Below are 8642 nucleotides of genomic sequence, written 5' to 3'. Positions count from 1 at the left end.
GGAGGTGGGGGCGGCGGATCGGCCTTGGGCTTCGGCGGTTCGACGAACTGGCTCAGGATCTCGACGGGAATCACCACTTCGGCAGCCCGGCGCAGCAGGCCGCTTTGCAGCGCCCACAGCGCGGCGCCGTGAAACAGGATCACGCCGCCGGCAATGACGACAGTGCGCGACAGGCCAAGAAAGGAGGGAGGGGGGGCAAAGCGGTCAGACACGATCAACCATTCGAATGCGGGCACTACAAATCGTGCCCCGATTGCAGCAAAACCGCTACAGAGACGCTACTTGCGAAAAATCCACCAGACAGAGCCGGCGACGAGAATCAGGCTGCCGCCGAGAGCCGAGACGAGTTCCATGCTTTGCTTTCCTTGATGGAGTTGGCAAGCTGGATCGCTCTCGGCGCCGATTCGCAGTTCAGGGCGGCGACCGGGTGAGAGACACTGCACTGCGCCACGATGTCGCGGGCACAACCTTCACACTGGCCACACTGGGTGGCCACGCCGAGTTCGAACTGGACTTCGTCGAAAGTCATGCCCGCGCGCACATGACGTGCGATTTCACGGTCAGAGACTCGGCGGCAGACGCAAACGATCATGGCGGTGAAAGCGGCAGTTGGCTGGCTGTTGGATGTGACTCATTATAAATAAGAATCCATCGCATTTGCAATCACTATGACTGACATGCAGTCGGAGTTTGCAAGCCGGTGTTACACCTCGGCCCAGAGCCGCAAGAGGTTGTGATAGTGGCCGGTGAGTGCCACGGTTTCCTCGCATTCGCCCAGGTGGGCGCGCAGTTTCTGGATGGTCTGGTCGAGTTCGAACAGCATGCCGCGCTGGGCATCGCTGCGCACCATGCTCTGCAGCCAGAAGAAGGAGCACACCCGCGCCCCGCGCGTGACCGGGTGCACGCGGTGCAGGCTGCTCGCCGGGTAAAGGATCAGGTCGCCGGCCGGCAGCTTGACCTCGTGGGAGCCGTAGGTGTCGATCACTTCCAGCTCGCCGCCGTCGTAATCCTCCGGATCGCTCAGGAAGAGGGTGCACGACAGGTCTGTGCGCAGCTGCTGGCTGCTGCCCGGCACCGCGCGCACCGAGCCGTCGACATGCACGCCGTAGTGCTCGCCACCCTCGTAGCGGTTGAACAGCGGCGGCACGAAACGCGCGGGCAGCGCCGCCGAGAAGAACAGCGCGTGGCGCGAGAGCGCCGCCAGGATGGTCGCGCCGAGTTCGCGCGAGACGGGCGAAGACTCCGGCAACTGGCGATTGCGCTTCACCTGCGCGCCTTGGTCTCCCACGGTTTCGCGGCCGTCGACCCAGTGGGTGGCATCGAGTGCGGCGCGCATCTCGCGCACCTGGTCCGGGCTCAGCACGTCGGGCACATGCAGCATCATTTCGGCGAACTCCACAAGAAAAAAGCCCCGGCGCAGGCCGGGGCTCGAGTGTCGCACCGCGCCTGCCGCAGGGGCCGGCACGGAGGCGACGCGGTCGTCGGGATCAGAACGCGAAGTTCGCGGTGATCTTGGCCGAGCGAGGGATGCCCGGCGTGTAGCGGTAGCCGCTCTTGTTGATGGCGGCCGCGTACTGCTTGTCGAACACGTTGGCGATGTTCAGCTGGATGTCGACGTTCTTGTTGATGCGGTACGACGCCATGGCATCGAACACCCAGTAGGAATCGATGTACGCCGGCGTGCCCACGGCGCCGTCGGTGCCGCGGTGCAGCTTGCCGTTGTAGCGCGCGCCGCCGCCGACCGTCAGGCCGAACGGGAACTGGTAGGTGGTCCAGGCCGTGAAGGAATTCTTCGGCGTGTAGGTCAGCACGTTGGTGCCGTCGGCCGTGACATTGGGGCCGCTTTGCACCTTGGTGTCCATCGTGGTGAAGCCGGCGCTCATGCCCCAGCGTTCGGTGATGGTGCCCGCCACGCCCAGTTCGATGCCCTGCACGCGCTTCTTGCCGCTCTGGTAGTACAGCGCGGTGTTGGTCGGGTCCTGCACGACTTCGTTGCTCACGTCGGTGCGGTAGACCGCGCCGGTCAGCGACAGCTTGTCGTCCAGCACGTCCCACTTCGTGCCGACTTCGAAGGTCTTGGCCTTCTGCGGCAGGAAGTCGGTGCGCGCCGCGCTGTTGCCCGTGCCGGCGGCCGACAGCGAGAAGTTCGCGCCGCCCGGGGGCTGGGCCGAGGTGCCGTAGGCCGCATAGATGCTGCCGTTCTTCGCGGGCTTGTAGACCACGCCGATCTTGCCGGTGAACAGGTTGTCGGAGAGCTTGAGCGACGAGGGCACCAGCGTGCCGACCGGCAGGCCGGGGTTGGTCGTTGCGGTCGACAGCGTCGCGCTCTGGAACGAGGTGCTGTAGTGATCGAAGCGCAGGCCGCCGGTGATCTGCCATTGCTCGTTGAGCTTGATGGTGTCGAAGGCGTAGAGGCCGACCGTGTTGGTCACGCCCTTGCTGTCGGCGCCGCTGAGCATGCGGTTGTAGCCGTTCACGTACGGGTTCGGCGCGTACAGGTTGGCCACCGGCCAGGCGCCGTTCTGCACGACCTTGCCGTTGAACGTGGCGCCGGGGCTGAAGTAGCCCAGGCTCGACTGCTCTTCACGGATCAGCTCGACGCCGGCGCTGAGCGAGTGGCTCAGGCTGCCGGTGTTGAACTTGGCGGTCACGTTCGTCTGGTTGACGAAGATCGTGTTTTCCTGGTTCTTGTTGGTCGGCAGGTTGCGCGTGGTCGTCCAGGTCGACGGCAGGCCCGGGATCGGCGTGCTGAGGAACGCGGTGTTGCCCGAGGGCGGTGGGTTGCCGTTGGTGCCCAGGCCGCCGAGCATGAACGCCGTCAGCATGTAGTCCTGCTTCGTCTTGCCGTAGCGGGTGGTGTTGCGCAGCGTGACGTCGGGCGTGAAGTCGTGCTCCACGCGCGCGGTGAACATGTCGGCCGTCACCTTGTTGAAGTCGTAGGCGGTGCCGTAGAAATTCTTCGGATCGACCGGTGCCGCGTAGTTCAGGAAGCTGCGGCGACGCGCACCGAGGGCGACCGGATCGGGGTTCGAATAGCTGGGCAGGCCGATGGTCGGCACGCCGCCATCGGGCACGTTGTCCTGGTCGACGTGCAGGTAGTCGAAGTAAAAGCGCGTGGGCGAATTCAGGCCGAGCGCGATCGACGGTGCAATGGCGGTGCGCTTGTTCTTGACGAAGTCGCGGCCGGGCACGCCCGAGTCTTCCATCGCCGCATTCAGGCGGAAGGCGGCGCCGATGCCGTTGGCGCTGCTGAGCGACTTGTTCCAGTCGATGCTGCCGCGCTTGTAGTCGGCGCTGCCGAAACCGAGCGAGCCCAGGAAGCTGTCTTCGAGCTTCGGCTTCTTGGTAACGAGGTTGATGTAGCCGGTGGGCGAGGTGCGGCCCACGTCGGTGCCCGACGGGCCCTTCACGACTTCGACCTGCTCGATGTTGAACATGTCGCGCGAGACCGAGCCCAGGTCGCGGATGCCGTCCACGAAGATGCTGCTGGAGCTGTCGAAGCCGCGCATGAAGACGGCGTCGCCGGTGTTCGTGTTGCCGTTCTCGCCCAGGAAGAAGGTGCCGACGCCGGCGGTATTGCGCAGCGCTTCGGTGAGCGTGGTCGCACCTTGTTCGCGAATGATCTGTTCCTTGATCACCTGGATGGTCTGCGGCGTGTTCACCAGCGGGGCCGTGAACTTCGGGTTGGCCGAGGTGTCGGTCTTGTAGTCGGCAGCGCTCGAATCCTGCACGCGGACTTCAGGCAGTGCCCGCCCGGTCTGGGCAAAGGCGGCGGGGGCTGCGATGGCCAGCAGCGTGGCTGCGGCGGCACCCGAAAGGTGAGGAACGGCGCGTGCGACGGCGTGTTTGCGGCTCTTGATATAGGCCATGTTGTTTTCTCCAGAAAGGGCGGGCGGGCAGAGCTCGACTGGCTGGGTCCGGGCGACGCACTCTCGGGGAGAAAAAGGGCGGCAAGACTGGCTGGGTGAGCTGATCTGCGAAGGGTTTTTGCAAATCGATGCAAATGATATTGCTTCTCAATACCAAGGTGCTCAACTGGCCGCTTTTAACCAGAAAGTTTCGCTCGCTCCGTTGCAGGCGCGCAACTGACGAGGCCGCGCGGGCCGTTCAGTAGACGTCGCGGCGGTAGCGCCCGTCGGCCGACAGCTCGGCCCAGAGGTCGTCGCCGGCGATCTGGCGCAGCGCCGCGTCCACGCCCGATGCCATGCCCTGCAGGCTGCCGCAGACATAAACGGCGGCGCCGTCGCGCAGCCAGGCCTGCAGCGTGTCGGCCACCTGCAGCAGGCGGTGCTGCACGTAGAAGCGCTCGGCTTGGTCGCGCGAGAACACCATGTCGAGCCGCGCGAGCGTGCCGTCGGCCTGCCAGGCCTCGATTTCCTGGCGGCAGAGGAAGTCGTGCGCGGACTGGCGCTCGCCGAACACCAGCCAGTTGTCCTTGCGGCCGGCCGCGGCGCGCGCGCGCAGGTGGGCACGCAGGCCGGCCAGTCCGGTGCCGTTGCCGATCAGGATCAGCGGACGGTTCTCGTTGCCCTCCAGCCGGAAGCCGCGGTGCGGCCGCAGGCGCAGCGCGACGGAGTCGCCGACCGAAAGCGTCGAGGTGAGCAGGCCCGACGCGGCGCCCATCGAGCCGTCGGGATGCTGTTCCTGCCGCACGAGCAGCTGCAGTTCGCCGTCGGCGGGCAGGGAGGCGATCGAGTAGTCGCGCGGCCGCGCCGGGTCGCTTGCGATGGCGACCTGCACCAGGTCGCCCGATGCCCAGTGCGGCAGGGCGCCGGCTTGCGGCGTGAGTCCGAGATGGAAGACAGGTCCGCCCGTGCTGCCGGCGTTGAGCAGTTCGCGCCGCGTGAGCCGCCAGGGCGCGAAGCTTGCCGGGGCGTCGTCGCCGCCCTCTGGCGTGTCGCCCCAGCGGGCGTGCCAATCGGCGAGCGCGGCGGGATCGCTGTTGTCGACCTCGATGGGTTCGAAGTCGCGCACGGCGCCGGCCGTGTGAAGCCACGCGTCGAGCGCGCGGCCGAAGCCGCAGAAGTGGGCGTACTGGCGGTCGCCGAGCGCAAGCACGGCGTAGCGCAGCGATGGCAGTGCGAGCGGCGCGCCCATCACGCGTTCGGCGAACACGCTGGCGCCGTCGGGCGCATCGCCTTCACCGTAGGTGCTGGCCACGAAGAGGGCGCGGCGGGCCGAAGCCAGCGTGGCGCTGTCGAGGGCGTTGAGGGCCATCACGCGCACGGCCGTGCCCGCCGCGCGCAGCCGCCGCGCGGTCTGCCACGCGATGGTTTCCGCCTGGCCGGTCTGGCTGGCGAACAGCACGAGGGTGGGCGAGGCCTGCGCGCCGTCACCGGCCGACAGCGCCGCGGCTTCGCGGGAGGCCGTGGCGTGCAGCCGTCGCTGGCGTGCGTAGATGCCCAGGCACAGCGCGGCATAGGCCACGACCGTCGCGCTGGCCCCCAGCGCACGCCACAAGGTCTCGGTCATGCGCCCGCCTGCGCGAGCCACGCGCGCGTGGCTCGCTCGGAGAGCGACCCGTCGTCGGCGCGGGAGATGAACAGGGCCGCGATGTCGCGCTGCTGTGCGAAGGCCAGGCCCTCGTCGGGGCCGAGCACGGTCAGCACGGTGGCGAGTGCATCCGCCTGCATGCACTGCGGGTGCAGCACGGTGACGCTGGCCAGCGCATGCGCCACGGGCTCACCGTCGCGCGGATCGATGGTGTGGGACCAACTGCGGCCTTCGAGCGCGCGACGGTGCCAGCGGTCACCCGAGGTGGCCACGGCCATGTCGGCCAGGGCGATGCGTTGCGGGGTCGGCGTCTCGGTGTCGACCTGCACCTGCCACGGCACGCCGCCCGGCCGCCGGCCGATGCCGCGCAGCTCGCCGCCGATTTCGAACAGCAGGTCGGTGAGGCCGAGCGCGCGCAGCGCGTCGACGCCGTGGTCCACCGCGAAGCCCTTGGCGATGCCCGACAGGTCGAGCTGCACGCCGCCGGGTTGCAGCAGCGTGTGGTTGGCCTCATCGAAGGTCAGCCGTTGCCAGCCGACGTTCGAGTGGATCGCGGCCAGCGCGTCGGGCGAGGGCAGGGCGTTGTCCTGTGACGCTGCGGGGCCGAAGCCCCAGCGCGCCACCAGCGAACCCACCGTCGGATCGATCGCGCCGCCGCTGGCCTGCGCCCACGCGAGGGCGCACTGCATCACCTGTGTGAACTCCGCCGGCAGCGCATGGCGCGAACCGGCGGGTGCGGTGTTGAAGCGGCTGATGAGGGAGCCTGGCTCCCAGTGGCTCATTTGCGCGATCACACGCGCGAGCGCGGCCTCGACCGCCTCGCGCACTTGCGCGAGCGGCAGCATCCGCGGGTTGTCGAAGCGCAGCGACCAGGTCGTGCCCATCGTCTGCCCGCCGAGCTGCTGAAGGCTGGCGGGATCGGCGGGACGTGGAACGGCCGCGTTGGCGTAGCCGCCCGCGCGCCAGGTGCTGAAGGAAAGGCCCAAGGAAAAACGCAGGGTCAGGGCATCACTTCCAGGGTGGCCGCGTAGCTCAGGCGGCGTTCCTTGGCTTGCGGCACGGTGGTCTTGCTGTCCTTGGTGCTGGCGTCGAGCCAGTACATGCCGGCGGCTGGCCAGGTCACGCTGAACTGGCCCTTGTCGTCGGTCTTGAGCTTGAGCTCGTCGAGCTTGTCGCGGTACTGGGTGTTGCCGGCGGTCACGGTCACTTCAAGGTCCTTGGCGGGCTTGCCGTCCAGGTGCAGCGTGAAGGTGGCCTTCTCGCCCTTGGCCAGGTCGGTCGGGCTGCCGGCGGCGATCAGTTCCAGGTCCTGGCCGATGGGCTTGAGCGCCGAGGGCTTGCCGACGGTCACGAAGGTCTCGATGCGGCCGGCCGATTGGGTGATGGTCACTTCCTGCGCATCGGCCGGGATTTCCTTGGCGATGGTTTCGGCCGTGCCGCGGGCGCGCTTGTTCTGGCCCGTGGCCTTGTCCTTCCAGGCCGCGAACGCGCCGTTGTTGACCACCGCGATGCGGTAGGTGCCCGGCTGCGCGACGTTCACGTCGAACACGTTGCGCAGTTTGAGCTTGGCTTCGGATTCCGGCTTGACCGTGCTGCCGTCGGGGGCGGTGATCTGCAGGCCGTCCAGGCGCAGCGGCGCGTGGTTGGCAACGAACAGGTCGTTCGACACGGCAGCGTCGACGCTCACGGTGTCGGCCTTGGACAGCACGGTGGTCGAGGGCAGCAGCCAGGCGTTGTGCGCCTGGGTCACGGAAGCAACGGCGGACAGGGCGAGGGCGAGGCCGGCGGCGCGCAGGGTGAAGCGGGTCATGGTGGTCCTTGGAATGAGAGAGGGGGCGGATCGGTCGGAAGTCAGGGCTTGAGTTCGAGCTTGATTTCGCCGAGCTCTTCCTTGCCGGCAGCAACCGGTTGCGCGGCGGCGGTAGGCGGCCACTGGAACGGGATGGTCACGACCTCGCGGCCGCCGACTTCACGGGCGGCTTCCACCACCAGCTTGTAGGCGCCGGGGGCGAGCTTGGGCATCGCGCCCGAGCCTTCGGTGAAGCTCAGCTGGTGCTTGCCGGCGGGCTTGGAGGCGCCGGTCACGCCATCGACCGGCACCGCCAGTTCACGGCCGCCGCGGCGCCACCACTGACGCATGTCCTTGAGCCACTTGGTGCCTTCGCCTTCGGGGTTGTTGGTCTTGGTGCGCACGTCGTACCAGACGGCCAGCGTGCCGGCCATCGTGCTGTCGGCGCGTTCGATCCAGGTCGCCACGTAGGGGCGGTGGTACTCCGACACGTTGAGCCGGGGAATCTCGATGTTGACCGACAGGCCGGCAGCGATGGCCGGGGCCGCGAACAGCGCCGACATGGCGATCGGCGCGAGCGAGTAGCGAAGGTGCACGGGAAAACCTCTTTCTTCCTGAATCAGCAAAGACAACGCACCGGCCGATCCGTCGATCGGATCGGTCAGTGAATGAACAGCAACGCGAGCAGCACCGGCACCACCAGCCCCATGCCCACCATGGGCCAGGTGAAGGGGCGGTTGCCTGCGTGCATCTTGAGAATGAACAGCCCGGTGACCGAGAAGACCAGCGTGGCGGCCGCGAAGATGTCGATGAACCAACTCCAGGCCGTGCCGGTGTTGCGGCCCTTGTGCAGGTCGTTGAAGTAGGAGAGCCAGCCGCGGTCGGTGCGCTCGTATTCGACCTCGCCCTCGGGCAGGCTCAGGCGCAGCCAGGCGTCGCCGCCGGGGCGGGGGAGCGAGAGGTAGATTTCGTCGTCGGACCACTCGGCCTGGCGGCCGGCGGTGTCGATGTCCCATTGCTTGCGCAGCCAGGCTTGCAGTTCGGCGGGAAGCGGCGCCTTGCCCTGCTGGGCCTTGGCGGCCGGCAGCTGCTGTTCGAGGCGGGCGCGCAGCGCGTCGTCGACCGTGCCGTTGTGCGTGGTGACCACCGGCTTGGCCTCGATCTGCCCCGCGTGGTTGAGCGTGAAGCCCGTGACGCTGAACAGGATCATCCCGACGAGACAGATGGCGGAACTGACCCAATGCCACTCGTGGAGGGTCTTGAGCCAATAGGCACGGCGGCGGTTGTCGGAACGGGCGGGGGCAGTCATCGAAAGCGCGAATTGTAGTCGCGCGAATGAGAATGACTGCTATTCAGTGGC

The 8642-nt window shown here is 67.6% G+C and carries 9 protein-coding genes and 1 pseudogene; 1 reads left to right on the top strand and 9 read right to left on the bottom strand.

Annotation, left to right across the window (positions count from 1 at the left end):
* The 4 genes and pseudogenes from AC07Y4_RS18715 to AC07Y4_RS18700 form a co-directional block, all read right to left on the bottom strand.
* Positions 1-218: pseudogene (locus AC07Y4_RS18715) on the bottom strand (energy transducer TonB); the annotation flags it as partial.
* Positions 219-319: 101 nt separating this feature from the next.
* Positions 320-592 carry a (2Fe-2S)-binding protein gene (locus tag AC07Y4_RS18710; RefSeq protein WP_062473051.1) on the bottom strand — a complete coding sequence of 91 codons (273 nt, stop codon included), beginning with the start codon at positions 590-592 and terminating at the stop codon, positions 320-322.
* Between the two features lie 111 nt (positions 593-703).
* The gene (locus AC07Y4_RS18705) at positions 704-1384 is read right to left on the bottom strand and encodes a Fe2+-dependent dioxygenase (protein ID WP_487849250.1); all 681 of its coding nucleotides are present in this window, start codon (positions 1382-1384) and stop codon (positions 704-706) included.
* A gap of 103 nt (positions 1385-1487) precedes the next feature.
* Complete coding sequence (locus AC07Y4_RS18700) at positions 1488-3869, bottom strand: catecholate siderophore receptor Fiu (RefSeq protein ID WP_095744688.1); 2382 nt, start codon at positions 3867-3869, stop codon at positions 1488-1490.
* Here AC07Y4_RS18700 and AC07Y4_RS18695 point away from each other — a divergent pair.
* Positions 3868-4089, top strand: coding sequence for a hypothetical protein (locus AC07Y4_RS18695; RefSeq protein ID WP_487849249.1), 222 nt, complete (start codon positions 3868-3870; stop codon positions 4087-4089). The two genes, AC07Y4_RS18700 and AC07Y4_RS18695, sit on opposite strands and share 2 nt — an antisense overlap.
* A gap of 18 nt (positions 4090-4107) precedes the next feature.
* Here AC07Y4_RS18695 and AC07Y4_RS18690 read toward each other — a convergent pair whose 3' ends face one another.
* The 5 genes from AC07Y4_RS18690 to AC07Y4_RS18670 all read right to left on the bottom strand — a co-directional run bounded on the left by AC07Y4_RS18690 (position 4108) and on the right by AC07Y4_RS18670 (position 8591).
* The gene (locus AC07Y4_RS18690) at positions 4108-5472 is read right to left on the bottom strand and encodes a sulfite reductase subunit alpha (RefSeq protein ID WP_495274886.1); all 1365 of its coding nucleotides are present in this window, start codon (positions 5470-5472) and stop codon (positions 4108-4110) included.
* On the bottom strand, positions 5469-6479 hold the full coding sequence (locus tag AC07Y4_RS18685; RefSeq protein WP_487849247.1) for an FAD:protein FMN transferase: 1011 nt from the start codon (positions 6477-6479) through the stop codon (positions 5469-5471). Before AC07Y4_RS18685 ends, AC07Y4_RS18690 begins: the two co-directional genes overlap by 4 nt.
* A 14-nt stretch (positions 6480-6493) precedes the next feature.
* The gene (locus AC07Y4_RS18680; protein ID WP_487849246.1) at positions 6494-7303 is read right to left on the bottom strand and encodes a DUF4198 domain-containing protein; all 810 of its coding nucleotides are present in this window, start codon (positions 7301-7303) and stop codon (positions 6494-6496) included.
* Positions 7304-7344: 41 nt separating this feature from the next.
* Positions 7345-7845: a DUF2271 domain-containing protein gene (locus AC07Y4_RS18675; RefSeq protein ID WP_174543631.1), complete on the bottom strand. Its 501-nt coding sequence runs from the start codon at positions 7843-7845 to the stop codon at positions 7345-7347.
* Positions 7846-7943: 98 nt separating this feature from the next.
* Positions 7944-8591, bottom strand: coding sequence for a PepSY-associated TM helix domain-containing protein (locus AC07Y4_RS18670; RefSeq protein ID WP_487849245.1), 648 nt, complete (start codon positions 8589-8591; stop codon positions 7944-7946).
* Between the last annotated feature and the right edge of the window lie 51 nt (positions 8592-8642).

The sequence above is a fragment of the Variovorax sp. GW460-12-1-14-LB1 genome (assembly GCF_059423605.1).
Note: the sequence above shows the minus strand (reverse complement) of the source record. Positions and strands in the feature narration are given on the sequence as shown.

Coding starts and splice junctions, on each gene's coding strand:
- AC07Y4_RS18710 (WP_062473051.1), bottom strand. CDS start 592: ATGATCGTTTGCGTCTGCCGCCGAGTCTCTGACCGTGAAATCGCACGT.
- AC07Y4_RS18705 (WP_487849250.1), bottom strand. CDS start 1,384: ATGATGCTGCATGTGCCCGACGTGCTGAGCCCGGACCAGGTGCGCGAG.
- AC07Y4_RS18695 (WP_487849249.1), top strand. CDS start 3,868: ATGTTGTTTTCTCCAGAAAGGGCGGGCGGGCAGAGCTCGACTGGCTGG.
- AC07Y4_RS18700 (WP_095744688.1), bottom strand. CDS start 3,869: ATGGCCTATATCAAGAGCCGCAAACACGCCGTCGCACGCGCCGTTCCT.
- AC07Y4_RS18690 (WP_495274886.1), bottom strand. CDS start 5,472: ATGACCGAGACCTTGTGGCGTGCGCTGGGGGCCAGCGCGACGGTCGTG.
- AC07Y4_RS18680 (WP_487849246.1), bottom strand. CDS start 7,303: ATGACCCGCTTCACCCTGCGCGCCGCCGGCCTCGCCCTCGCCCTGTCC.
- AC07Y4_RS18675 (WP_174543631.1), bottom strand. CDS start 7,845: ATGTCGGCGCTGTTCGCGGCCCCGGCCATCGCTGCCGGCCTGTCGGTC.
- AC07Y4_RS18670 (WP_487849245.1), bottom strand. CDS start 8,591: ATGACTGCCCCCGCCCGTTCCGACAACCGCCGCCGTGCCTATTGGCTC.